Here is a 24,375-nt window from a genome sequence, read left to right as displayed (position 1 = left end):
CCGGGAATGTGGAGGTTGTGGGGGGCCCTGTTATCCGTCAAGCCGCCGAGGCGGACGTCCCTTCCCTCGTCCGGGCGCTCGATCAGGCGGCGTACTTCACGGAACGGCTGCGGCTACAGGGAGAGGGCCACGGACGGCTCCTGGTGGCCTGGGACGCGGATGTCCCGGTGGGCGACGTGTACGTATGGCTGGGCGCCCCGGAGGAGCCCGAGCTGCGGGCCCGCCTCACGGACGTCGGACTGATCACACACCTGGAGGTGGCGCCGAGACGGCGCAACAGGCGGATCGGCAGCGCGCTCCTGGACGCCGCCGAGCGCGCCATCTGGGACGAGGGCCGCAAGCTGGCCGTGCTCGGCGTGGGGCTGGACAACGAGCACGCCGCCGGCCTCTATCTGCGCCGGGGCTACGTGGAGTGGGAGCACGGCCTGCTGAGCACTACGCGGGTGGAATACCGCCCCGACGGCTCCCGGGAGATCCGTCCCGAGGTCTGCCGGGTCATGGTGAAACCCCTCCACCTGGGCCCCTGAACACCTCGCCCGCCGGCGGCTCGGACGCCGATACGCGGCGGATGCACGCCTGAGCGGCCGCGGACACAAGCCCTCGACTCCACGGAGACATGACGGCCACAGAATGGGACCGTCCCTATAGTGGCACTACAAGCCGTCCGCCTACTTTAGGAAGTAATGTCCGATTCAGTCTCCGAGCCGGCGGCCGTGATCCTCCTGGTCGAGGACGACGAAGTGATCCGCAGGACGGTCGCGATGGCCCTGGAGCGGTACGGCTACGAGGTGTCCGCGGCCGCGGACGGCCTGACCGGCCTGGAACTCTTCCGGGAGGGACGGCACGACCTGCTGCTGCTCGACCTGATGCTGCCGGCGCTCGACGGCATCGGCCTGTGCCGGAGGGTCAGGGAGTCGAGCATGGTGCCGGTCCTGATGATGTCGGCCAGGGGCGACTCGCTCGACGTGGTCTCGGGGCTGGAGGCGGGCGCGGACGACTACGTCGTGAAGCCCGTCGACACGGCGGTGCTGGTGGCGCGGATCCGCTCGCTGCTGCGCCGGGCGACGTTCGCCCCGTCCGCTCCCCCGGCCGCGCGGCCCGCCGAGCCGGACGACGCGGCCCTGGTCTTCGGCGACCTCAGCATCGACCCGCGGGGCCTCGACGTGTGCCGCGGCGGCGAGCCCGTCGCGCTGGCCCCCACCGAGCTGCGGCTGCTGCTGGAGTTCGCCGCCAACCCGGGGATCGTGCTCGACCGGCAGACGCTGCTGCGCGACGTCTGGGACTACGGCTGGGACGGGGACAGCCGTGTCGTCGACCTCTGCGTGCAGCGCCTGCGCAAGAAGATCGGCTCCGACCGGATCGAGACGGTCCGCGGCTTCGGCTACAAGCTGCGGCGCTGAGATGGGCCGCCTCGCTCCGCCGCGCCACCTGCTCAACCCGCGGTCCCTGCGCTGGAAGATCGCCGCGCTGACCGCCGCCGCCGCGTGCGCGGTCACGGCGGTGGTCGGAGTCCTCGTCCACCGGGCGACGTACGACTGGTCGCTCACGGTCGGCCGGCAGCGGGCCTACCGGGCGCTCGACGACGCGGCGGCCGCGTACGCCCGCACCGGCGACAGGCAGGGCCTCGCCGACGTCGCCGGACTCCCCGCGCCACTGCCGGCCTCGCTCCGGCCCGGCGAGACCTCGACCTCCTACGACGACAGGAAGCCCGGCCAGCCGTGGATGTGGGCGGCGCGGGTCGTCGACGGCGAGACGCTGGCCGTCCGGATCGACATGGGCCCCGAGCAGCGCAGTCTTCAGGCGCTCGACCGGCACATCGTCATGGCGGCGCTGGCCGCGCTCGCCGTCGTCGTGCCGCTCGCCGCGCTGGCCGCCGAGTTGCCCAACCGGCGGCTGCGGCGGGTCGCCCGTACGGCTCGCCGCATCGCCGGCGGCGACCTGGACGCCCGGATCGGCACGACCGGCGGCTCCGGCGGGCGCGGGGACGAGATCGCCGAGATCTCCGCGGCGGTCGACTCGATGGCGGGCGCGCTGCAGCGGCGGCTCCTCAGCGAGCAGCGCTTCACCGCCGACGTGGCCCACGAGCTGCGCACCCCGCTGATGGGCCTGATCACCTCGGCGGAGCTGCTCCCGGACGGCGAGGCCACCGACCTGGTACGCGACCGGGTGCGGGTGCTGTGGACCCTGGTGGAGAACCTGCTGGAGATCTCCCGGCTAGACGCGGGGGCCGAACGGGCCGACCGCGTGCCGGTGCCGGTGGGTCGGATCGTCGAAGAGTCCGTACGGCGGACGGGGCTGCGGGCGGACGTCACAGTGATCGGCGCGCCGGTCGCGGAGACGGACCCGCGCCGGCTCGACCGGATCATCGCCAACCTGGTCATCAACGCCCACCGGCACGGTCTGCCTCCCGTCGAGGTCGCCGTGGCAGGGCAGAGCGTCGTGGTGCGCGACCACGGCCAGGGGTTCCCGGAGGAGCTGCTGACCCGGGGGCCGGAGCGGTTCCGCACCGGAGCCGCCGAGCGCGGGAGAGGCCACGGCCTGGGCCTCACCATCGCGCTCGGCCAGGCTCGGGTCATCGACGCCGATCTCACCCTGGCCAACGACCCCGCCGGCGGCGCCGTCGTCACCCTGCGGCTGCCCGCAACCGCCGGCCAGCCGTCGCCCGCGGTGGGGCCGCCCGGCGAGATGGGCACTAGCCTGATAGGCAAATGAACCGTTTGACGACGTCGCGCGGTGAGTTCGACCTCACCCGCTTCCCGGAGGATCCCCGCGACCCCTTCCGCGCGTGGGACGCCGCGGACGAATACCTGCTGCGGCACCTCGACGGGATCGACGGCGAGCCGGTGGACCTGTCGGGCACGGTGGTGGTGCTGGGCGACCGCTGGGGCGCCCTCGTCACCGCGCTGGCCCGGCACCGGCCGGTGCAGATCGGCGACTCCTTCCTGGGACAGCGGGCGACCGTCGCCAACCTGGCCCGCAACGGGACCGACCCGGAGGCCGTGCCGCTGCGCACGACGAGGGACGACCCGCCGGGCCGGATCGACGTGCTGCTCATCCGGGTGCCCAAGAGCCTCGCGCTCCTTGAGGACCAGTTGCACCGCCTCGCGCCGTCTCTGCACGCGGGGACGGTCGTCGTCGGGACGGGCATGGTCACCGAGATCCACACCTCGACGCTCCGGCTGTTCGAACGCGTCCTCGGCCCCACCCGGACGTCGCCGGCCGTCAGGAAGGCCCGGCTCATCTTCTGCTCGCCCGACGCCGGGCTGCCCCGGACCGCCAGTCCGTGGCCCCTGACGTACGCGCTGCCGCCCGACGCCGGCGCGGTCGCGGGTCTGCGCGTCACCAGCCACGCGGGCGTCTTCTGCGCCGACCGGCTGGACATCGGCACCCGGTTCTTCCTGCGGCATCTGCCCGCGCCTCGGCCCGGGGAGCACGTCGTCGACCTGGGCTGCGGCAACGGGGTGATCGGGCTCGCCGCCGCGCGTTCCGGCCAGGACGTCGAGGTGACCTTCGTCGACGAGTCCTACCAGGCCCTCGCCTCGGCCGAGGCCACGTTCCGGGCGAACGCGGAAGCGGGCGCGTCCGCCCGGTTCGTCGCCGCCGACGGAATGTCGGACGTGCCCGCGAAGACGGTCGACCTGGTGCTCAACAATCCGCCGTTCCACAGTCATCGCGGGACCACCGACGCGACGGCCTGGCGGATGTTCAACGGGTCGCGCGCCGCCCTGCGTCGCGGCGGCGAGCTGTGGGTGGTCGGCAACCGCCACCTCGGCTATCACGCCAAGCTGCGCCGCCTGTTCGGCAACTGCGAGGTCGCGGCGAGCGACCCCAAGTTCGTCGTGCTGCGCGCCGTCAAACGCTGAGCCCCGCCGGCCTCCCCGGCCGTCAGCACGTGGCGAGCCGGTCGCGAAGGTGGCGGGCCTGGGGCTCGCTCATTCCGGCCGCGAGCGCCTGGCCGTACGCCTCGCGCGCCTCCTCGCCGCGGCCCAGCCGGAGCAGCAGCTCGGCCCGGGTGGCATGCCACCACGGGTAGGCCGTGAGCCCGGAGATCGCGTCGACCAGAGTCAGCCCCGCGGCCGGACCGTCGCGCTCGGCCACCGCGACGGCCCGGTTGAGGCGGATGACCGAGGTGTCCTGGACGGTGAGCAGCACGTCGTACCAGGAGACGACCGCGTCCCAGTTCGTCGCCGCCGGGGAGGGCGCGAGGGCGTGGCACGCGGCGATGGCGGCCTGCACCACGTAGGCGTCGGGCCGGTCGGGAGTGCGCCGCAGCGCCTGCCCCACCCGCTCGACGCCCTCTCTTATCTCCACGGCGTTCCACCGGCCGCGGTCCTGGTCGGCGAGCAGCACCGGCCGGCCGTCGGCGTCCAGCCGCGCTCCCCGCCGGGAGTTCTGCAGCAGCAGCAACGCCAGCAGACCCAGCACGGTCGGCTCGTCGGGCATCAGCTCGGCCAGCAGCCGGGCCAGCCGGACCGCCTCCACGGTCAGCGCCGTGCGGACGAGATCCGCGCCGGCCCCGGCCGCGTACCCCTCGTTGAAGATCAGGTAGATGGTCGCCGCGACGCCGGCGAGCCGGGCGGGGAGCTCGTCCGCGGCGGGCACCCGGTAGGGGATGCGCGCCTGAACGATCTTCCGCTTCGCCCGGGTGAGCCGCTTGGCCATGGTCGCCTCCGGCACGAGCAGGGCGCGGGCGACCTCGGCGGTCGACAGCCCGCCCAGCGTGCGCAGTGCCAGCGCGACCTGCGCCTCCAGGCTCAGGGCCGGATGGCAGCAGGTGAAGACCAGTCGCAGCAGGTCGTCGCGGACCACCTCGACCGGCTCTGGCGGCGGATCGGTCATCGCCATCGCCTCGGCCTCCTTGGCCGTCCCGCGCGCCCGCCGCCGCACCAGGTCGATCGCCCGGTGCCGCGCCGTTACCAGCAGCCAGCCTCGGGGGTTGCCGGGCACGCCGTCGCGCGGCCACGTCTCCAGCGCCCGGACGACGGCGTCCTGCATCACGTCTTCGGCCAGCTCGATGTTGCCGGTGACGCGGATGAGCGTGGCCAGGACCCGGGGCCCCTCCTCGCGCACCAGCCGCGCCACCGCGTCACCGGTCGTCATCGCCGGACAGTCAGAACGTGATGACCGGCCTGATCTCGACGGTGCCGTTCCAGGCCGCCGGGATCTTCGCCGCGACCGCGACCGCCTCGTCGAGGTCGGCGCACTCCAGCAGGTAGAAGCCGGTCAGCGCCTCCTTCGTCTCGGTGTAGGGCCCGTCGCTGGTGACGACCTCCCCGCCCTTGCCGTCCGGGACGCGGACCGTCGTCGCGGTCGCCGTGGGGTAGAGCGCGTGGCCGCCCCTGAGCACGTCGGCCGCCGCCTGGCCGAAGGCGATGTACTCCTTCGTCTCCTCGGCGTATTCGGGGCGGGTCCAGTCGACGTCGGCGGTGTAGGTCAGCGCGATGTAGGTGGGCATGCGTGTTTCTCCTCGTCCGGGGACGGCACCTTCGCCGGTCCTCTGTGCAAGGACGAACGGGCCCCGGCCGATATGGACATCGGGCGCCGCCCTTTTCCCGGCCAGAATAAGCGAGCGCCCTCCGCCCCGCCGGGTCGTGCGCGGGACCTGTGGAAAAGTGCGTCAGAAGAGGGTCAGCGGCTCGGCGGGCACGGGTTCCGGAAGCGGCTCCACCTGCGGCACCCTGGTCCGCACCTCCTCGTGGAAGCGGCGGGCGAGCGTCAGCGCCTCCGCGTTGTCAGGGGTGTGGACGAACACGGTCGGCGAGCGGCCCTCGCGCAGCCACTCCGTGACCTGGTCGACCCAGTGCGCCCAGCCCGCGATCGTCTCCGTGGCCGCGTCCCGGCCGATGTACCGGACGACGGGCCGGCCGGTCAGCGCGGCCGACCGGCGCGGCAGCCGCGGCTTGCGGGTCCACGCCTCGCGTTCCGCCTCACTCGTCGGAGGACGGCCGAACAGGACGGTGGTGTCGAACGGCACCCACTCGGCCCCGGCCGCCCGGAGGACCCCTTCGAGGAGCCGTTCCGACCGGGCGTCGGCGAAGAAAGCCGGGTGGCGGACCTCGACCGCGTACCGGTACGCCCCGGGGAGGCCGCGCAGGAACGCCGCGAGCGCGCCGAGCTCGGCCGGGCCGAAGGAACCGGGCAGCTGCACCCACAGGGCGTCGACCCGCGGCCCGAGCGGCTCTATCGCCTCCAGGAACGCCTGGAGCTCCTCCTCGGCCCCATGGAGGCGGCGCTCGTGTGTCACGGTTTTGGGCAGCTTGACCAGGAACCGGAAGCCGGGCTCGGTCTGCCGCGCCCACGACTCGACGGTGGCGCGCGACGGCGTGGCGTAGAACGTCGTGTTGCCCTCGACCGCGTTGCACCAGCTCGCGTAGGCGCGGAGGCGCTCCGCCGGGGGAAGGGGATGCGGCAGGAGACGCCCCTGCCACGGCGTGTGCGCCCACATCGCACAACCCACATGAAGCCGCATGGCCCCGACGCTACCGCCCTATCGGGACGGCAGCGTGGGGTGCGGGTCGCCCGGGTCGAGGCCGGCCGCCGCGGCGGTGATCGCCCAGCGCTCGTGGTCGCGCCAGGCTCCGTCGATGAACAGCAGCGCGGGCGAGTAGCCCTCGCGCAGGAAGCCCAGCCGTCTGACCATCTTCAGCGAGGACTCGTTGCCGGGCTGGATGTTCGCCTCCAGCCGATGGAGCCGCAGCACCTCGAACACGTGGCGGAGCACCAGCCGGAGCCCCTCGGTCATGTAGCCGCGCCCGGCCGACGGAGCGAAAGCCGCGTAGGCCACCGAGGCGCACTGGAAGCGCCCGCGGATGACGCTGTTGATGTTGACCAGGCCCGCGATGGCACCGGTTTCGCGTACGCACACCAGAAGGCTCTGCTCGGCCTCGCGGTCCGCGTACCGGGCGAGGTGGGCCGCGAACGCCTCGGGGGTCGCCGGCAGGTGCATCCACGGGTGATGCAGGTCGGCGCTGACCCGCACGAGCCGGACGAACTCGTCCTGGTCGTCCGCGCCGACGTGCCGCAGGAAGACCCGGGGGGCGTCCGGGACCGGTTCGACGAGCCGGGCGAGGTTGGCGAGCGCCATCCGCGTGCCGGCCTCGTTGTCCGCGGCCGGAACGGCGTCCGGGATTCCCTCGTGCAGGATGACGACCTCGGTGCCGCCGCCCGACTCGGTCAGCGTGGTCGTCATGGTCATCTCACCACGCAGCCCGGGGTCCGCCGTCTCGAACTCGACCACCTCCACCACCTGCTCGCCCGGCACGAGCCGTACGAACCGGCCGTGGTAGGTGTCGGTGTGCGCCGAGGTCTTGCCGCCGGTGCCGGGCAGGTCGTAGGTGAGGGAGACGCGGAACGCCCCTCCCTCACGGGCGTCGAACTCGTGCACCTGGCCGCTCATACCGTCCGGCACCCGCCACCTCTCGACCGCGTACGGGTCGACGAGCGCCTGATAGACCGCAGCCGGCGGCGCGCCGATGTGTCGGGATATCCGCGTCGAATACACCCGGCCAGCATAAGGAACGCACGATCTTCCCGGTCCGGCGTCCGCGGAGACGCCGACGCCGGACCGGGCCCGGTGTCACCGGCTTTCGGGATCCGCCACGGGCAGGTAGACGCGGTTGCCGCCCGCGGCGAACTCCGCCGCCTTCGCCCGCAGACCGGCCTCGATCTCGGCGGCGCCGTACCGCTCGGCGATGTCGTGGCTGATCTTCATCGAGCAGAACTTGGGCCCGCACATCGAGCAGAAGTGGGCCGTCTTGGCCGGGGCGGCGGGCAGGGTCTCGTCGTGGAACGACCGGGCCGTGTCCGGGTCGAGGGACAGGTCGAACTGGTCCTCCCAGCGGAACTCGAACCGGGCGTCCGACAGCGCGTCATCCCACTCCTGCGCGAGAGGGTGCCCCTTGGCCAGGTCCGCGGCGTGCGCCGCGATCTTGTACGTGATGACCCCGGTCTTCACGTCGTCCCGGTCGGGCAGCCCGAGGTGCTCCTTGGGCGTGACGTAGCACAGCATGGCCGTGCCGTACCAGCCGATCATGGCGGCGCCGATGCCCGACGTGATGTGGTCGTAGCCGGGGGCGACGTCGGTGACGAGCGGGCCGAGCGTGTAGAAGGGCGCGTCGTCGCAGATCTCGCGCTGCAGGTCCACGTTCTCCTTGATCTTGTGCATCGGCACGTGGCCCGGCCCCTCGACCATCACCTGCACGTCGTGCCGCCGCGCGATCGCCGTGAGCTCGCCGAGGGTGCGCAACTCGGCGAACTGGGCCTCGTCGTTGGCGTCCGCGATCGAGCCGGGCCGCAGCCCGTCGCCGAGCGAGAAGGCCACGTCGTAGGCGGCGAAGATCTCGCACATGTCCGCGAAGTGCTCGTAGAGGAAGCTCTCCCGATGGTGCGCCAGGCACCAGGCCGCCATGATCGACCCGCCGCGCGACACGATGCCGGTCCGGCGGCGCACGGTCAGCGGCACGTGCGACAGCCGCACTCCCGCGTGCACGGTCATGTAGTCGACGCCCTGCTCGCACTGCTCGATGAGCGTGTCGCGGTACACGTCCCACGTGAGGTCGGCGGCCACCCCGCCGACCTTCTCCAGCGCCTGGTAGATGGGCACGGTCCCGACCGGCACCGGGGAGTTGCGGATGATCCACTCTCGGGTGGTGTGGATGTCGCGGCCGGTGGACAGGTCCATGATCGTGTCGGCGCCCCAGCGGGTCGCCCAGGTCATCTTCTCCACCTCCTCCTCGATGGAGGAGGTGACCGCGGAGTTGCCGATGTTGGCGTTGATCTTCACCAGGAAGTTCCTGCCGATGATCATCGGCTCGCTCTCCGGGTGGTTGACGTTGGCCGGGATGATGGCGCGGCCCGCGGCCACCTCGTCGCGGACGAACTCGGGGGTGACCCCCTCCCTCACCGCCACGAACTCCATCTCCCGGGTGATCTGACCTCGCCTCGCGTACGCGTACTGCGTGACCGGCGTCCCGGTCGCCCGCAGCGGCCGCACCTCGCGGCCGTCGTACCGGGTCACGTCGTCCCGGCCGAGGATCCAGTCCTCGCGCAGGCGCGGCAGGCCGCGGGTGACGTCGGTGGCGACCTCCGGATCGGTGTACGGCCCCGAGGTGTCGTAGAGCCGCACACGACGGCCGTTCGAGAGCAGGATCTCGCGCATCGGGACCCGCGGGTCACCGGTGTAGATCTTGGAAAAACGCGCGCCACTCATCGCGCAACTCCCTTCGCCGGCATTACCCGGAGCAGGTTCTGGCGGTCGGCGGCTGATTCGTAGCCGTCCTCTCAGCCCGGTCACACCGGGCTCCCGCGTCGGACGGCGTCACCGTAACCCGGCTCGGATCGGCGTGCAAGGGGCGTCCTCCAACGGCCGGGGGCGGCGGGGTCAACGCCCGGCATGGCCGTGCGGCGGCGGATCGCCGCCAGGTCAGTCCGCGGTCACTTCTCGCTCATCCCGGCGAGAACGGCGGAAGCGCGGCGGCCGTCTCGGGGTACCACCGCAAAGCGGATGAATGGGAACAATTCGGACACGACCCGTTCACCCGCGGCCGCCCGTTTCAACGGACCGGCGCGCGCCGGACACCGCGGGCAGGCCCAGCCCGACAGAAAGGTACGTCGTATGTCTTCCATCCGAGAGCAGATCGTCGCCACTCCCGCCGAGCGGATCGCCGACGAGGCGTCGGTACGCGCCTTCTGGTCGCACCTCAACACCTCCATGGACGGGGATCGCGAGCTCAGGGCGCGTTTCGGGGCCGACCCCGCGGGCGTCCTGTCGGAGCGCGGCCTGCCGAGGGACGCCGACGAGGAGCACGGCGACCGGAGCGTCAAGCCGACCAGGTACGGCTGCACCTACTACCGGTGCCCCGACTGAGCCGGTCGGCTCAGGGACGCCCCGGTGCACGACCGCAGGGCGCCGGGCCCGGCGCGGGCTGAGCGGATCCACGCTCGGTACGCACGGGCTCTCGAGGCGTTCGCCGCCGAGCTCCCGGACGGCTGGAAGACCCGGGTTCACCGCGACGATCCGGTGTCGTGGCGGGTCTTCCAGCATGCCGGCGAGTCGCCGGAGCAGGGGTGGAAGCTCCATGTCTCCGCCTCGGCGGCGGACGCCCTCGACCTGCTCGAGATCGTGCTCCCCGAGCTGGTGGCCGGCTCGACGGCCTTCAAGCTGCCCGGCGACCTGCGTTCGATCATCTCGATCAACGCCGGGCTCGCCGGCCGTCCTCAGGTGGGGAAGATCGTCACGGTGTATCCGTCCTCCGACGACGCCCTGCCCGCTCTGATCGACCGCCTGGACGCCGTGTGGCGTCCCCACCGCGCGCCCGCCGTCACATCCGACCTGCCGGTCGGCCGCGGTGGTGCCCTCTTCATCCGGTACGGCGCGTTCGTCCTGTCCGAGGTGATCACCGACTACGCCGGCGCCGCCCACGCGGCCGTACGGGCGCCCGACGGGAGCCTCCACCCCGACGTGCGCCACGCCGGGGGGCGCCAGCCGAGCTGGGCCGTTCCTCCGGTGCCTCCGGCGGCGCGTACGGTCACCACCGAGCCCGACGGCCCCATCGAGGTCGACGGCGCGACCTATGTCCCGCTCAAGGTTCTCACAGCGGACGCGCGCGGATACGTCGCGCTCGGCGTGCGGCCGGACGACCGCCGGCTCGTGATCATCCGGCACCGGCTGCGCGGAGTCGACGGCGACGAGTTCGGGAACGACGTGCTGACCCGGCTGGAGAACGAGTGGCGGCTGATGCGGCGGCTCAGCGGCTCCGGCATCGTTCCCGAGCCGCTGGCCTACGATCCGGAGGCCGGATATCTGATCCTGACGGACGCGGGAGAGGGCCGGCTGGAGTGCCTGCCCGCGCCCGAGCGGCTCCGCCTCCTGCCCGAGCTCGCCGCGGTCGTGGCCCGGCTGCACGCGCTCGGCGTGGTGCACCGCGACCTCAAGCTGTCCAACGTACGGATCGGGCCGGACGGCCCGTGCCTCGTCGACCTCGAAGTCGCCGCCCCCACCGGGACGAGGCATCCCCCGCCGTGGGGCACCGACGGCCACGTGGCCCCGGAGGGGACCTACGCGACCGCGGCCCCGCCGTACGACGTCTACAGCCTGGGCTCCTGCGTGACCCACGCGGTCGTGGGCCACTGCCCCGGCACCCTGCCGCCGGGCGACGACGCCGGCCGCCAGATCGGCCTGCTGCTGCGGCTCGGGCAGCGGGCGGCCGCGTCGGTCGTGCGGGAGTGCCATCACCCGGATCCCGCGCTCCGGCCGGCCGCGGGCGAGGTGGCCGAGCGGCTGAAGGCCGCGCTCCCTGCGATCCTGGCCGAACGCGCGGCCGGGCCCGACGCCTACCGCGGCGCGCTCGACCGGCGCTGGGCGACAGCCGCGGCGGCGAGCGCGGGAACGGCCACCCGGCTCTTCGGTACGGCGGGGTGCGACTGCGGGCGAACCCACCACGATCTCGCCGAGCACGAGCCGGAGAGCCTGCACGCGGGCGCCGCCGGAGTGATCGTCGCGCTGGCGACGCTGGACACCGCGCTGGGCACGTCACAGTTCGGCCGTGACATCGCGGCCGCCGCCGGACGGCTCGCCGGGCGTCCGCCGTCGGCCCGTGCCCACGGGTTCTTCACCGGAGACAGCGGAGTGGCGGTGGCGCTGGCCGTCGCGGGACGGCGGCTGGGCCGCGACGACCTGGTCCGGGCGGCGCGGCGACGCTACGAGCACGCGGCGGGCAGCGCGGTCGCCGACTACGACCTGTTCTCCGGCGCGGCGGGCATCGTGTGGGCGGGATGCCTGCTCGACGCCGTTCTCGGCTCGTCGTGGGGGCGCGACCTCGCCGGTCGGCAGGTGGCGCGGATCGTCGCGGCGGCGCGGCCGGTCGAGGGCGTGGCCGGGTGGCCGCCCGACCCCGAGCAGGATCCGTGCGACCGCGTCTACCGGGGAGCCGCCCACGGGACCGCGGGCGTCGCGATGGCCCTCGCGAGCTGGGCCCGGTCCACCGGCGACGCGGCCACGGCGGCGTTCGCGCGGGAGGCGTTCCTGGACATCGCCGCGCACGGGCTCACGGAGGACGGCACCACCATCCTGTCCACCGCGGGGGGCTCCACGCGCGTGCCGCACCACTGGTGTCACGGCATGGCGGGCTTCCTGTGGTGCCTGCTCCAGGCCTGTCCGGCGACCGGGCGCACAGAAGGGCTGAAGGAGGCGCGGCAAGCGGCCGTTGCGGCGTTCGACCGTGTCACACCGCTCCTGGACAACCCGACGATGTGTCACGGCCTCGCCGGTGTGCTGGAGGTGTGGCGCATGGTCGGGGCGCTCCCCGGGCACCGCGACACGGCCCGCCGCCGCGTGGCCCTGGCGGCCGAATGCCTCCGCCTCCTGCGCCGTTCGCGGGACGGCGCCACGGTGTGGGCGTCGGACGACCCCTCCGTCGTCATCCCCGACCTGTGGACCGGGTTCCTGGGCCCGGCCGTCCAGCTCGCCCTCGCCGCCACGGGGTCGCCCCACGCGCTGCTGTCCCCGTCCTGGCTGCGCGCGTGCGCGCTCCCGGGGTGAGGCCGGACGCCGCGGTCTACGGGCACGTGGGGCGGTAGTCCACGGAGGGAACGTAGGCCGACCACTCGTCGCGGGTGAGGTCACGGCCGATCTCCCGGCAGAGCGTTCCGACCAGCGGATCGGGCCGGAGCGACCAGCGGATGATCCTGCCGTCCTCCCCACCGGAGATCAGATCGCCGTCGGCGGTGAAGGCCAGGCCCCTGATCGGCGCGTCGTGGCCGGTCAGCGTGACGGTCTGCCTGCCGGACGCGAGGTCCCAGACGATGATCGTGCGGTCGTCGCCCGCCGAGGCGAGCGCGCGGCCGTCCCGGCTGAAGGCGATGACGTCGATCGGCGCGGTGTGGCCCCGCAGCGTGCCGACGGACCGCCCGGTCCGCACGTCCCACAGCGCGACGGTCCGGCCGGCTCCCGCGGTGGCGATCGTCTCACCGTCCGGGCTGAACGCGACGTCGAGCACCGAGCCCTGCCGGGTCCTGAGCGCGTGGACCTCCCTGTTCGCGGCCTGGTCCCACACGATCAGGTCTCCCGACGGGCCGGTGACGGCCAGCAGCGGATCGCGCGGGCTGAACGCCAGCGCCGAGACCAGATAGCCCGGCCCGGGAAACGGCGCCTCGACCGGCTTACGCGGGTCGTGGACGTCCCAGCGGAACAGGCCGAGGGCGGTGGCGACGAGGTAGCGTCCGCGCGGGTCGAAGGCGACATCGGTGGAGGCGCCGAGCCCATGGTAGGTGGCCGTGGCGATCTTCCGCCGGCCGCCGACGTCCCAGAGGGTGAGCGTGTGGCTGCGGGTGACGGTCGCGAGCCGGCGGCCGTCCGGGCTGAAGGCCACGGCCCTGACGTGGTCGGGCTGGTCGCCCAGCGTGGCGACGGGGTCTCCCCGCGGGTCCCACAGCCGGACCGTCCTGTCGCTGCTTGCCGACGCGATGAGCCGGCCGTCCGGGCTGATCTCGATGTCGTTCACGGCCTCGCCGTGCCCGGTGAAGGAGGGGACGGCGTGCTCGCGGACCACGATGGTCCGGCCCAGCCCGGCCGAGGCGAGCATCGAGCCGTCGGCGCTGAGGGCGAGGGACAGCGCCTCGGTGCGGCTCCGGTCCTGGTACGTCGCGATGGGCCGGCGCCGAGCGACGTCCCAGACGGTGATCAGGCCGTCCTCGTCGGTGACGGCGATCCGGCCGCCGGCGGGAGCGGACATGTCCCACGTGTACGGCGACCGGTTGGGCAGCGCGAACAGCGGGGTCGCGCCGTGGCGGGCGATGCGCCAGAACCGCACACCGTGGTAGGGCGACCCCGTGGCGAGGACGCCGTCGGCGGGATCGAACCCCAGCCGGTGGACATTCTCGACGGGCAGCGCGGCGATCCTGGCCCCGGAGGCGACGTCCCAGACCAGGGGTTTGTCGGTGCCGCCCGTGCTCGACACCAGGAACCTCTCGTCGGGGCTGAACGCCAGCGCCACGACCTCCTCATGATGTCCTCTCAGGGTGCGCCTGCTCCCGTCGCGCAGGTCCCACACCTCGATCGCGCCGCCGCCGGCCCCCACGGCGATCCTCGTGCCGTCGGGGCTCAGCGCCATCGCGTCGGTGAGCCTCTGCCGGATCCGCTGGAACACCGGCCGACCCGAGCGCGGATCCCACACCGTGATCGCACCCCTGGACGACGCGAGCGCGGCCACCCTGATGACGGAGGCGAGCAGCCGGCCGTCGCGGCTGAACGCGACCGCCCTTCCGTCGACCTCCCCCGTGCCCTGGAGCTGCGGGGGCCCGGGAAAGGAAGCGAGGCGAGTGTGGTCGCGCACGCTCCACAGGCCGACCGCGCCATCGGTCTGCGCCGAGGCCAGCAGCGTGCCGTCCGGGCTGAACGCCACCCCGAAGACCGCCGGCCCTTCGGCGTTGAGCTCGATCCGGCGGTTCGCCGCAGCTGAGACACTCAGCAGGGCGCCCCGCGTCTCGGCGTCCGGATTCAGGCGGTACGCGGCGATGGCCAGCAGACCGGCCAGATCGGGATCGGTGTCGAGGAGCGACCTGGCCTTCAGGGACAGCTGCCGGGACAGCGCGGCCATCTGCTGGTGACTCGCCTCCCTGCCCTGCCGTACGGCCACGCCTCCGCCGACTAGGGCGAGCAGGAAGAGAGCGGCCATCCCGCCCAGAAGGCGCTGCAGGAGCCGGGTGCGGCGCCTGGCCGTGACCCGTTCGCTCTCCTCCAGTGCACGGCTGGCCCGCAGGAACGCGCTCTCGACGTCGTTCAGGTCCTGCGGGTGATCCTCCGCCCAGGTCCGGGCGACGAGGAGCTGCGCGCCTCGATACAGGGCTCCCGCGTCGCGCTCCAGTTCCCGCCACGTCTGCGCGGCGTCGGTGAGCCGCCGGTGGACGAACAGGTTCTCCCTGTCGTCGGTGAGCCAGCGGTGGAGGCGGGGCCAGGCCCGGATCAGCGCCTCGTGCGCCACGTCCACCGTCTCCTCCGCGAGCACGGCCAGCCGGGCGGCCGCGAGCCGGTCAAGTACGCGCGCGATGACGTGGGGGCCCGCCAGGCCGACGAGCTCCGCCCGGGAGATGGGACGCCTGGTGTCGTCCGTGCCCTCTCCCAGCGCGGTCAGTCTCAGGAAGATCCGGCGCGCGGCCTGCCGCTCCTCGGGGCCGAGCTCGCCGAAGACCCGTTCGGCGCTCTGCGCGATGGCTCCGCGCACCCCTCCGGCCGCCTGGTAGGCGGGCAGGGTGAGGCGCGCTCCGTCACGGTTGCGCCAGGTCTCCAGCAACGCGTGCGAGACCAGCGGCAGGCTGCCCGGCTCCTCGGCCGCATCGGCCAGGACCGTGGCGAGCAGATCGGGGTCCACGGTCAGCCCGGCGCGGGCGGCGGGCCGCAGCACGATCTCCCGCAGGTCCGCGGCCGACACCGGCCCGACAAGCAGCTGGGCCTCGCCGCCCAGCGCCTCGACCAGATCGGGATGCAGGGTGAGATGGGCGAGGAAGTCGGCCCTGATTCCGAGCACGAGGGCGACGCGTCGGCCGGCGCCGAGAGCCAGGCCCAGCAACGTCTCGACGAACCGCCGGCGTTCCCCCTCGTCGGCGCAGAGTGTGAAGGTCTCCTCGAACTGGTCGACCACCAGCGGCAGGCGGGTCTCCCCGTCGGCGTCCGGCGCATCAGCCAGGGCCTCGTTCAGGACGACGCTCAGGGCGGCGTTCAGGGCGGCGCTCGCGGTGTCCGCGTCCACGTCGAGTTCGTCGCGGAGCGCCTCGGGATCGCCGCCGGACACTTTCGCGACCAGTTCGGCCAGCGCGTCCAGCGGATGCTCGCCCGGCGTCATGATCAGGCCAGGCCACGGCCCGGCCGCGCCACGCTCGCCGGAGACCGCCCCCAGCAGGCCGGCCCGCAGGAGGGACGACTTCCCGCTGCCCGACGCCCCGAAGACCCCGACCACCGGCAGGCGCCCGGCCAGTTCGCGGAGCCGGCCGGCCAGCCGAGCGCGGCCGAAGAACCACTCCGCGTCCTCCGGCTGGAACGCCACCAGGCCCCGGTACGGGCAGCCGTCGGCGGCCCATCCCTCGGCGTCCGCCCGCGGCCCGGCCGTCCGCGCCGCCGATCCCGGTGCCGATCCCGGTGCCGGGAGAAGGTCCTCGTCGCCCCGGAGCATCGCCTGGTGGAGCCGCTGGAGCGCGGGGCCCGGCTCGATCCCGAGCTGCGCGTTCAACAGGTCGCGCGTACGGCGGTAGGTTTCGAGCGCCTCGACCTGACGGCCGGACCGGTACAGCGCCACCATGAGCTGGGCGACCATGCTCTCCCGGTAGGGCTGCTCGCGGGTCAGGTCGGCCAGGCCGGCGGCCACCTCGGCGTGCCGTCCCAGGGCGAGCTCGGCCTCCGCCAGCCGCTCGTGGACCGTGAGCCGCAGCTCCTCCAGCCGCCGGGCCTCCGCGGCGACGAGTTCGCAGTCGCCGAACTCCGCGAACGCCGGCCCCCGCCACAGGTTCAGCGCCGCGCGCATCAGGTCACGGGCCGCTTCGAGGTCGCCGCGGTCCAGGGCCGCGCCGCCCTGGACGGCGAGAGCGCGGAAACGCACCGCGTCGAGCCCGTCGGTGACGATCGCGTACCCGCCGGGCCGTCCGGGCAGCAGATGCTCGCCGTACATCCGCCGTAACCGGTGGACGTAGAGGTGGATGTTGCGCCGCGCGGACGCCGGCGGCCGATCGCCCCAGACCGCGGCGATCAGCCAGTCGATCGAGACCGGCTGGCCGGCCCTGGACAGCAGCGCCGCGAGGGTGAGCTGGAGCTTGGGCGCTCCGGTGACGGGGACCAGGCGGCCGTCACGAGAGACGCTGAGCGGCCCCAGAACGTGAAACTCCACTCAGACTCCGGCCCGGTCGGACATGGAACTGAAGAATCCTGGACCGCCGCCCGCCATGTCAATCAGGCGTTCGCGGCGATGACATCGGACCGGACCGCACCCGCCGAAGTAGCGACTACCAGGCCCTATATCCCGCGTATACCCACATGTCCAATGCTGTCCTCGATGTCGGGCGTGCCCCTCCAGCACGGCGGCCTGGAGGGCCGCACGTCCGATCGCCGAGGCTGAAAATTACACCTCGCGCGATCCCGCGCTTCATAACAAGGAGCTTGATAACCAGCGGAAAGCGCGCGCCGCACGTCCGGGCGATTTCGCCGCGGCGTCCGTCGCGTTGACCCCGCCGGTGAGCCCTCGCACCCTGGTCAAGATCGATGGCGCGCTCGCCGAATTCGCCCTCGAGCCTCCGCCGTCGGACAACGGGATTTCCATCGGAACGAACGCGGTGACCAGGAATCGGGGAGAGCGAACGATGAGACGACATGCCAGGAAACTCGCCGGGATATGCGTCACGGCGGTGGTCGCGGCGCTTTCCGTGATCGTGATGCTCGCGCCGCGAGCGTCCGCGGCGACGCTGACCCAGGTGACCAATTTCGGGTCCAACCCCGGCAACATCCAGATGTACCTGTACGTCCCCAACAATGTGGCGCCCCACCCGGGCATCCTGGTGGCGATGCACGGCTGCAACGGCTGGGCCCAGGGCTTCTACCAGGGCACCGAGTTCGCCTCACTGGCCGACCAGTACGGATTCATCGTCATCTATCCGCAGGCGAACAAGAGCGCCAACGGCCTGTCGAACTGCTTCGACGTGTGGACGGACGCGTCCCTGCACCACGGCGGCGGCAGCGACCCCGCCTCCATCGTGTCGATGGTGAACTACGTGGAGCAGCACTACAACGGCGACCCGGAGCGGGTGTTCGCCACCGGCTTCTCGTCGGGCGCGATGGAGACCAACAACCTGCTCGCGGTCTACCCGGACGTGTTCAAGGCGGGGGCGCCCTTCTCGGGCGTGCCGTACGGCTGCTTCGGGCCCGCGGGGTGCGGCGACAAGACGCCGCAGCAGTGGGGTGACCTCGTCCGCAGCGCCTATCCGGGCTACACCGGTCCCCGGCCGCGGGCGATGGAGTGGCACGGCACCGCCGACTCCGTGCTGAACTACACGAACCTCCAGGAGGAGGTCGACCAGTGGACGAACGTGTGGGGCATCAGCGGCACGCCCACCTCCACCGACTCCCCGCAGTCCGGGTGGACCCGGCGGCGCTACGGCTCCGGGCAGGTCGAAGCGTGGACGATCTCCGGCGCCGGCCACGACCTGCCGCACCGGGGGATGGCCATCTACGCCATCCGCTTCTTCGGTCTCGACAACGCCTCGCCGACGCCCGGCACGTCGCCCTCTTCCAGCCCATCGCCGAGCGCCTCTCCCAGCGCTTCGCCGAGCGCTTCGCCGAGCGCGTCGCCGAGCCCCAGGAGCACCCCGGGCACCTCGCCCACTCCCGGGACGTCGCCGACGCCGGGCGGGCCGGCCTCCTGCCGCGTCGCGGCCTCGGTGAACGCGTGGCCCGGCGGCATGACCGAGAGCATCACCATCACCAACACCGGCACCACCGCGATCAACGGATGGTCGCTGGCGTTCGCCCTGCCGTCCGGGCAGACCATCACCTCGGGGTGGAACGCGACCTACAGCCCGACCGGCGGCCAGGTCACGGCCACCAACATGAGCTACAACGGCTCGCTGGCGCCGGGAGCCTCCACCAACATCGGATTCCAGGCCAACCAGACCGGCAACGCGACGGCGCCCACCGCGTTCACGCTCAACGGCAACGCCTGCACGGTGACATCCGGCTGAGCGAGCCCGCGTACTGATCGTCGTCGTCGAGGCCCGGACCGGGGAGATCATCCCCGGTCCGGGCCTTCGATCGTCGCGCCCATGGCGGGGTCGCCGGGTCAGGGGCACAGAAAGGGTATATGGCCACTCATGCATTTTGCCGGTTAATCTTTTTCCCCTCGTTCGGAAGAGCGACGATTAAGTCCCGCAGGTCAGTCATGCACGCGCCGTCGATTACCCGCAAATTAGGTACCTACCTCGGCCGTGTCGTCGGCCAACGGCGACGGAGCACATCGACCGAACCTGGAAAGGGACTGACTTGGTGCGACATCTTGACAGAAGCGCCATTCTGGCCGCCGCGATCGGGTTGAATCCCGCCGATCGCAGCGACCGCAACACTCACGGCGACGGCGCGCCCGGCCGGAATCCCGACTCGAATGAGCGGTCGACGTCCGGGAATTCCCCCGTTTCCGGCGGAATTCAGGAGACGATCAGCCTCGCCGAATCCGGGCAGGGCCGTACCGGTCGGGAGATCACGTGAGGCCGCGTTCTCGTCGCGTGTTCGTCGGGGTGTCTCTCGCCGCGTTGCTCGCGACATCGTCCCTGGTCGGCCAGAGCTCGGCGGCGAGCCTGCCCGAGACCGCCGGCCGGCAGCAGGCCGCCTTCCCGAAGCCGTTGAAGCTCGACAAGAAGAGCCTCGGCGACTACGTCCTCAACTGGGACTGGAAGAACCCGGCCGGCAATTCGTACCAGCCCCTCATCAAGCAACTGCGCAAGCGCGTCAAGGCCAAGAAGTACGCGACGCTGCCGTCGCTGCTGGACAACGCCAAGCACACGGCGACCCGCGGCTGCGCCTCCGCGGTGAAGGACGGCGGCGCGCTCAACAAACCGCTGAAGGTCCCGGCGGTCGACTGGTTCTGCCTCGGCGCGAAGGACGCGAACACCACCAGCTGGATGCCTCAGGGCATCAGCGGCACCTCGGACTCGAGCTGGCCCGGGACCGTCAACGGCCGCCGGGCGTTCGCCTTCACCTGGCACTATCACGTCCCCAACAAGAAGAACGACCCGTTGGAGAACGGCGCCTCACGGGTGACGTTCCTCAACCAGGCCTCCGTTCCCGGGAAGCCGACCAAGTACAGATATCGGAACGTCCTCATGGTGTATCCCCTCCGGACCGCCAAGGGGGATGTGACGTTCCGGTCCGTACCGATACACGCCGGCGGGCTCGTCTGGTTCCACCAGTATCTGCTCGTCACCGACGACAGCCAGAACAGCTTCTTCAACGGCGTTCTCGTCTTCGACATGCACAACCTGCTCGATCTCGCGAACAAGAAGCTGGTCAACACCACGAACCCGAACCGGGTTGGCCTGTACAAGAAGACCTACTACACGCTCGGCTACCGGTACGTCCTGCCGCTGATCGGCATCTGGAAGACGGGCGGCGCCGCGGCCTGCCACACCGAAAGCCACCGGCCCTGCTACGAATACGCCGGTCTGGATCGGAGCGCGTCCCCGCCGTCGCTGATCACCGGCGAGTGGTGCGACCCCGGGACCCATCCGTGCAGCACGGGGCGGGTGGCCCGGTTCAGGCTGGTCGACACCAAGACCTGCAGGTACGGCTGCCTGGAGACCAGGAAGGACGGCCGGGCCCACGCGACGCGGGTCTACCGGCAGGTGAGCCCCTACGTCCAGGGCGGCGACTCCTGGGGCGGCAAGTACCAGTTCACCACCAGCTACCAGAGCTGGGCCAGACGCTTCAGCGCCATCCCGAACAAGAAGCCCAAGACGTTCGCGGCGGGCAGAGGCGCGCAGGACCTCTACTGGAACCGCACCGGAGGCGTACGCCGGCTGTGGTCGCTGACCGAGTTCCCCGGAAAGGGCAACCGGGTGCTGTACGGCGTCAAGCCATAAGTCACTCCGATCACCACACCCGTCGTCCTCGTCTCGACCGCGAGGGTGCGCGCCTGATCACGCCGATGTGACGACCACGGCCGGGCCCGCCCCGTGAACATAGACAATCGCTCTCCTCCGGCGCGACCACAGATCTCGCCGGAGGAGAGCGATTCCCTTCTGTTCAGGTTTCCTTCTATTCAGAACACCACTCGGACCGTCAGGGGCTCGTGCAGGTCACGCCCGTCGGGGCGGCCGAGCCGCTGCCGTTGGCGGTGTATCCGAACGTCGTCGACCCGTTCGCCGCGATCGTGCCGTTGTAGGCCGCGTTCTTGACGGTGACCGCGCCGCTGGTGCCGGTGTTCACGCCGTTCCACAGGCTGGAGATGGACTGCCCGCCGGCCAGCGTCATCTTCACGGTCCACCCGTCGAGCGTGGACGACCCGTTGTTGCTGACGGTCACCTCGCTCTGGAAGCCGCTGCCCCAGTCGTTGATCACCTTGTACGTCGCCACGCAGCCGCCCGGCTGCCCGCCGGTCGGGGTGGCCGAGGGGCTGGGACTCGCCGACGGACTCACCGAGGGGCTCGCCGACGGACTCACCGAGGGGCTCGCCGACGGACTCACGGATGGGCTCGCCGAGGGGCTCGGAGACGCCGTCGCGCCGCCGCTGACGCGGTAGACGACGGTGCCGTGCGCCGGCACGCTGGCCGAGATGGTGCCGGTGCTGGTGCTGGTCCCGTTGCTCCACGCGTCGCGCAGGGTGAACGAACCGCCCGACAGGCCGACCGCGGACGCGGTCGTGCTGATCGTGGTCGTGCTGCCGCCCTGGTTGAAGAGCGCGACCGCGACGTCGCCGTTGCTCAGGTTCTTCGCCAGCACCCGACGGGTTCCGTCGTTGCTGATCTGGCGCGCCTGCTGTGCGAGGGAGTCCTGGTTGATGGCGATCAGGTTCTGGTTCTTGAGGATCGTCGTCGTCGCCGAGTCCATGTTGCGGATGTCGTTACCGGCGATGAGCGGTGAGGCCATCATCGCCCAGAGCGCGAAGTGGCTCCGCATCTCGGTGTCGTTCATGCCGCCCCGGCCGATCTCCATCATGTCGGGGTCGTTGAACGCCCCCGGCTTCGCGTACGACGCGAGGGGGATCGTGACGTTGACGATGTTCTGGATGCCCATCGGATAACCGTTGGTCTGACCGGTGTCCCACTTGTTGGTGATGTCCTCGGTCGTCCGCCACATGTTGGCGACATCGCCCCAGTTGCGCTGCGGCCCCGTCTTCGAGTGGATGCTGTTGGGGTTGATGCTGTAGACGATCTGGCGCCCGGTCGCCGCCAGCGCGTCGCGCATCTTCGCGAACGTGTTGACCTGGTCGGTGATGGTGCCGTTGGGCGAGCACCAGTCGTACTTCAGGTAGTCGACACCCCAGGCGGCGAACTGCCTGGCGTCCTGGACCTCGTGCCCCTGGCTTCCGGTCGCGCCGGAGTAACTGTTGAAGTACTGCGCGCAGGTCTTGTCCACCGGCACCTCGTAGAGGCCGAACTTCAGCCCCTTGCCGTGCAGGTAGTCACCGAGCGCCTTCATGCCGCTGGGGAACCTCGACGGATTGCCCTGCAGGTTTCCGGACGAGTCACGAGTGGGGTTGAACCAGCAGTCGTCGACCACGACGTACTTGTAGCCGAGGTCGCGGAGGCCGGAGTTGACGATAGCGTCGGCCATCTGCTTGATCAGCGTCTCGGAGATGTTGCAACCGAACGTGTTCCAGCTGTTCCAGCCCATGGGCGGCGTACGCGCCACGCCGTTCTCCAGGGCGCTGGCCTGGTCCTGAGTGGCGATCAGGCCGCCTGCGAGTATCCCGGCGGCCAGTAGAGCTCCTACCCTGCGCAAGGAGCCTCCTTGGTGTGAGCGTTAACATTTCGCGGACGACTGTGGATCGCCGCTGGGGAGCGGCCAGTCCACGGCAGCATGGCACCGGGCGTCACCGGGTGAACAGGACGCGGGGGGCCGGCCGCCACACGGTGTGAATACGCGCTGGTCGTGGCGTGGCAGCCGCACAGTGCGGGTGAATCGTTCACGCGGTTCCCGCACCGATCCCGCGAATGACGGGTACGAGCCCCCCGCTCTACGACTGTGCGTTCTCCGGCACGTACGTGAGGTTGAGCACCCCGGTCTGGAACGTCTCGGACTTGACCAGCGTCAACGCGTGGGTGGGGGTGTCCTCGAACAGCCGCTGGCCGTGGCCGACGGCGATCGGGTGGACGAGGAGGTTGAGCTCGTCCAGCAGTCCGTTGGCGAGGAGCCACCGCACGGTGGTCGCGGAGCCGGACATCTGGATCTCGCCCTCGGTCTCCTCCTTGATCTCGCGCAGCCGGGCCGCGACGTCACCGGAGACGACGGTGGTGTTGTTCCAGTCCGCCTTCTCCAGCGTGTTCGACACGACGTACTTGCGGGCGTTGTTGATGAACCCCGCGAAGTCCTGGTCCTGGTCCGTCGTCGTCCAGTACGCGGCCCACTCCTCGTAGAGCCTGCGGCCCATCAGGAACGCCCCGGCCTTCGCCACGCCCGCCCCGATGGCCGCGCCCATCTCGTCGTTGAAGTACGGGAAGTGCCACTTGTCCGGCGACTCGACCACGCCGTCCAGAGCGATGAAGAAATTCGAGATGATCTTAGCCACTGCGCCTGTTCCCTTGCCGTCGAAGGTGAGTGCGGATCGGTAACCGCGGCTGAGAGGTTAGGCGACGGGAGGCGCTCAGGTCTTGTACAGAAGCGACAGCGGCTCCGCCTCGCCGAGGCCCCGATCGCGGAGGCGCGTGGCGGTCCGCCCCACGTAGCGGTTCAGCGAACGTGCCAGGTGGGGCTGGTCGAAATAGCCGAGCCGATCGATCACGTCCTGGGCCGGCACGCCCTCCCGGATCAGCACCGCCGCTTTCCTGGCGCGTTCGATCTGCCGTACGGCGCCGCGGGTGAGCCCGGTCGCCGCCACGAAGCGCCGCTGGACGGTGCGTTCGGAGACATCCATCGGCGTGCCGCGGAGCGCCGCGTCGACGATCGGATCCCGGAGGATGACGCCCTCGCGCGCCATCCGCCGCACGAATTCCTCGGCGTTGTCGTAGCCGGGAACGCGCCAGGCCGACCCCTTCAGCCAGAACGATCTGGGCGTCACGTCGGGGATCCCGGCGAAGCCGTCCACGAGCCGGCTGGCCGGAATGTGCGGCATCGTCGTGCCAAGAGAGAAGACGATCCCGAAGAACGTGGCCTCCTCGGGCACCGGAGCCTGCCGCGCCCGTGACTCCGGCCCCTGTACGGACGCGCTGACGCGACCCCGATGTGTCCAGAAGACCAGGTCCCAGTGCGCGGTCGCGACCGACATCATGCGTCCGACGTCGTAGCTGGTGCTCCGCCACACGCGTTCGATGTACGGCGAGTCAGACGGCCGGCTCTCGACCACCAAGCTCGTTCGACCCATTTCTCCTGCTCCGTCGGCCCGTTGCCGCCAGTGTGGCACGAGGCCAGGCCGCGGGCGGTGCCAGCCCGCCGAATCGGAACCGGAGCCGCGTCAGACGCGGCTCCGCCACCCGGCGAGGGACGCCATCCGACCCTCGCCGTGTGGCGGAGGCCGCCACTCACCCGATCTTGACAGTCTCGGTCGCGCGGCTCAGGATGCGCTCGAACCGCCCTTCCCAGCCCACCGCGCCGCCCCGCGGGCGCGTCCAGAAGAGGGATCCATGCGTTCTCCGCGCGCGCCGTGGACGATCATCGACTCCGACCGGGACGGCCGGCGGCCGCAGGGCCCGGAG

At 71.7% G+C, this 24,375-nt stretch carries 17 protein-coding genes and 1 riboswitch; of the genes, 8 read left to right on the top strand and 9 right to left on the bottom strand.

What is annotated here, in order from left to right:
• Positions 1–17: 17 nt before the first annotated feature.
• The 4 genes from JOL79_RS20870 (at position 18) to JOL79_RS20855 (ending at position 3,863) form a co-directional block, all read left to right on the top strand.
• Positions 18–527, top strand: a complete 510-nt coding sequence (locus tag JOL79_RS20870; RefSeq protein WP_210157544.1) for a GNAT family N-acetyltransferase — start codon at positions 18–20, stop codon at positions 525–527.
• 156 nt (positions 528–683) lie between these two features.
• The gene (gene cseB, locus JOL79_RS20865) at positions 684–1,400 is read left to right on the top strand and encodes a two-component system response regulator CseB (protein ID WP_210157543.1); all 717 of its coding nucleotides are present in this window, start codon (positions 684–686) and stop codon (positions 1,398–1,400) included.
• Between the two features lies 1 nt (position 1,401).
• Positions 1,402–2,712, top strand: a complete 1,311-nt coding sequence (locus tag JOL79_RS20860; protein ID WP_210157542.1) for an ATP-binding protein — start codon at positions 1,402–1,404, stop codon at positions 2,710–2,712.
• Entirely contained in the window at positions 2,709–3,863 is a 1,155-nt protein-coding gene (locus JOL79_RS20855) for a methyltransferase (RefSeq protein ID WP_210157541.1), read from the top strand. Before JOL79_RS20860 ends, JOL79_RS20855 begins: the two co-directional genes overlap by 4 nt.
• 22 nt (positions 3,864–3,885) lie before the next feature.
• On the opposite strand, the gene JOL79_RS20850 is transcribed toward JOL79_RS20855, so the two are convergent.
• The 5 genes from JOL79_RS20850 to thiC form a co-directional block, all read right to left on the bottom strand.
• The gene (locus JOL79_RS20850) at positions 3,886–5,100 is read right to left on the bottom strand and encodes an RNA polymerase sigma factor (RefSeq protein WP_210157540.1); all 1,215 of its coding nucleotides are present in this window, start codon (positions 5,098–5,100) and stop codon (positions 3,886–3,888) included.
• Positions 5,101–5,110: 10 nt separating this feature from the next.
• The gene (locus tag JOL79_RS20845; RefSeq protein ID WP_210157539.1) at positions 5,111–5,455 is read right to left on the bottom strand and encodes a YciI family protein; all 345 of its coding nucleotides are present in this window, start codon (positions 5,453–5,455) and stop codon (positions 5,111–5,113) included.
• 162 nt (positions 5,456–5,617) lie between these two features.
• Positions 5,618–6,469: a DUF72 domain-containing protein gene (locus JOL79_RS20840; protein WP_230985141.1), complete on the bottom strand. Its 852-nt coding sequence runs from the start codon at positions 6,467–6,469 to the stop codon at positions 5,618–5,620.
• A gap of 18 nt (positions 6,470–6,487) precedes the next feature.
• Positions 6,488–7,501 carry a GNAT family N-acetyltransferase gene (locus JOL79_RS35525; protein ID WP_210157538.1) on the bottom strand — a complete coding sequence of 338 codons (1,014 nt, stop codon included), beginning with the start codon at positions 7,499–7,501 and terminating at the stop codon, positions 6,488–6,490.
• A 75-nt stretch (positions 7,502–7,576) separates the two neighbouring features.
• Positions 7,577–9,208, bottom strand: coding sequence for a phosphomethylpyrimidine synthase ThiC (gene thiC / locus JOL79_RS20830; protein ID WP_210157537.1), 1,632 nt, complete (start codon positions 9,206–9,208; stop codon positions 7,577–7,579).
• Positions 9,200–9,315: riboswitch (TPP riboswitch) on the bottom strand. (Overlaps the previous gene by 9 nt.)
• Positions 9,316–9,613: 298 nt before the next feature.
• Between thiC and JOL79_RS20825 the strand changes: the two genes are divergently transcribed.
• Both JOL79_RS20825 and JOL79_RS20820 read left to right on the top strand, forming a co-directional pair.
• On the top strand, positions 9,614–9,865 hold the full coding sequence (locus JOL79_RS20825) for a hypothetical protein (RefSeq protein WP_210157536.1): 252 nt from the start codon (positions 9,614–9,616) through the stop codon (positions 9,863–9,865).
• Between the two features lie 24 nt (positions 9,866–9,889).
• Positions 9,890–12,538 carry a class III lanthionine synthetase LanKC N-terminal domain-containing protein gene (locus JOL79_RS20820; protein ID WP_210157535.1) on the top strand — a complete coding sequence of 883 codons (2,649 nt, stop codon included), beginning with the start codon at positions 9,890–9,892 and terminating at the stop codon, positions 12,536–12,538.
• A gap of 16 nt (positions 12,539–12,554) precedes the next feature.
• On the opposite strand, the gene JOL79_RS20815 is transcribed toward JOL79_RS20820, so the two are convergent.
• On the bottom strand, positions 12,555–16,871 hold the full coding sequence (locus JOL79_RS20815) for an nSTAND1 domain-containing NTPase (protein WP_210157534.1): 4,317 nt from the start codon (positions 16,869–16,871) through the stop codon (positions 12,555–12,557).
• 469 nt (positions 16,872–17,340) lie between these two features.
• Here JOL79_RS20815 and JOL79_RS20810 point away from each other — a divergent pair, with 469 nt between their 5' ends.
• On the top strand, positions 17,341–18,714 hold the full coding sequence (locus JOL79_RS20810) for an extracellular catalytic domain type 1 short-chain-length polyhydroxyalkanoate depolymerase (protein ID WP_210157533.1): 1,374 nt from the start codon (positions 17,341–17,343) through the stop codon (positions 18,712–18,714).
• Positions 18,715–19,230: 516 nt separating this feature from the next.
• The gene (locus tag JOL79_RS20805; protein WP_210157532.1) at positions 19,231–20,604 is read left to right on the top strand and encodes a hypothetical protein; all 1,374 of its coding nucleotides are present in this window, start codon (positions 19,231–19,233) and stop codon (positions 20,602–20,604) included.
• A 199-nt stretch (positions 20,605–20,803) separates the two neighbouring features.
• On the opposite strand, the gene JOL79_RS20800 is transcribed toward JOL79_RS20805, so the two are convergent.
• The 3 genes from JOL79_RS20800 to JOL79_RS20790 all read right to left on the bottom strand — a co-directional run bounded on the left by JOL79_RS20800 (position 20,804) and on the right by JOL79_RS20790 (position 24,044).
• A complete protein-coding gene (locus JOL79_RS20800) occupies positions 20,804–22,465 on the bottom strand; it encodes a cellulose binding domain-containing protein (protein ID WP_210157531.1) in 1,662 nt (553 codons plus the stop codon).
• A 235-nt stretch (positions 22,466–22,700) separates the two neighbouring features.
• Positions 22,701–23,252, bottom strand: a complete 552-nt coding sequence (locus tag JOL79_RS20795) for a dihydrofolate reductase family protein (RefSeq protein WP_210157530.1) — start codon at positions 23,250–23,252, stop codon at positions 22,701–22,703.
• A gap of 75 nt (positions 23,253–23,327) precedes the next feature.
• Entirely contained in the window at positions 23,328–24,044 is a 717-nt protein-coding gene (locus JOL79_RS20790; RefSeq protein ID WP_210157529.1) for a helix-turn-helix domain-containing protein, read from the bottom strand.
• Positions 24,045–24,375 lie beyond the last annotated feature (331 nt).

This window comes from Microbispora oryzae (genome assembly GCF_017896165.1).
Classification (GTDB): domain Bacteria; phylum Actinomycetota; class Actinomycetes; order Streptosporangiales; family Streptosporangiaceae; genus Microbispora; species Microbispora oryzae.
The sequence above is the reverse complement of the archived record's forward strand: the minus strand, read 5'-3'. Positions and strand labels throughout refer to the sequence as shown.